Genomic DNA, 1,108 nt, shown 5'->3' on the forward strand with positions numbered 1-1,108 from the left:
CCGCGTTCCTAACCTCTCAGGTCAGTACAGCTAGGACCCGGTCCACACGAAGGCCGCTGAGATCGGGTGGCCCCGGAACCTCTCCCACGTGGGCTTGGCCTCCACCCAGGTGTCGTCCACGGTGCCCTCCGCCATCTCGGCCAGCCGCCACCCCGCGGCCGAGGCGGCGCGGACGTGGTCGCTGATGAGGTGGACGTGGGTGGCGATGGCGATGTCCTCGCCGGAGGCGTCGGTGTAGTGGGTCGGCATCCCCGAGACCATCGAGAACTGCGGGTGGTAGGCGACCAGCACGCACGTCCCCCCGGGCCGGACGAGCCGCCGGGCCTCGGCGTAGAAGGGCGCCAGGTCCGGCAGGTGCTCGTCGATCAGGGAGGCGATGACCAGGTCGTAGGCGGCGCCGGGCAGGCCCGTGTCGCGCACGTCGCCCCGGGTGAGGCTGTCGTGGGCGCCGCGCCTCTCGGCCAGGGCCAGCATGCCGGAGCTGAGGTCGACGCCGTCCACGCGCCCGGCCCCGCGGCCGCGCAGCCACGAACCGGTGCGGCCGGTACCGCATCCCAGGTCGGCGGCGCGGGAGACCGCCGACCAGTCGGGGACGGTGAGGCCGTCCAGGAGGGCCAGGTCCATGGCGTCCAGGACGGAGTCCTCGTAGGTGCCGGACCAGCCGTCGTAGCCGGTGGCCACGTCGACGGTGCGGTAGTGGCGGGTGTCGAAGTCCGCGAAGTCGGGCATGGGGGCGAGTATGGCGCGGTCGGGCCGGGCGGGGCGAACCCTTTTCGGGCGGACCCGCCGACGGGAAAACCGGTTGCCGCCGCCGCGGGCGTGCTCCTAGGTTGGTCGCCATGTGCTGCTTCCAGGCGATCATCTGCCGGGCCCACGCCTGGCCGGTGAGCTGCCACACCCACGTCGTCCGGCCCCGGTTCCCGCACCTGGGCCGGTAGTCCGCCGTCCCGGCCGCCGCGGACCCCGCCCACGGGGTCCGTCCGGCCCGCCGGGAACCCCGCCCCTTCCTCCCTCCGCTTCGCGTGCGTACCCCGCCGCGTGTGCGGACGGTGCGGAAAGGGGCGCGCCGTCCGCCGCCGCTGGCGCGGGCGCCCCCCCCCCCCCCCCC

General features: G+C 75.1%; 1 protein-coding gene. It reads right to left on the minus strand.

Annotated features, from left to right (window positions below; translation table 11 throughout):
• Positions 1-30 precede the first annotated feature (30 nt).
• Positions 31-729 (minus strand): class I SAM-dependent methyltransferase, encoded by a 699-nt coding sequence (locus DQW06_RS09270; protein WP_013153292.1) that lies wholly within the window; start codon positions 727-729, stop codon positions 31-33.
• Positions 730-1,108: the final 379 nt, after the last annotated feature.

The sequence above is a fragment of the Nocardiopsis sp. TNDT3 genome (assembly GCF_003427465.1).
Lineage (GTDB): Bacteria > Actinomycetota > Actinomycetes > Streptosporangiales > Streptosporangiaceae > Nocardiopsis > Nocardiopsis dassonvillei.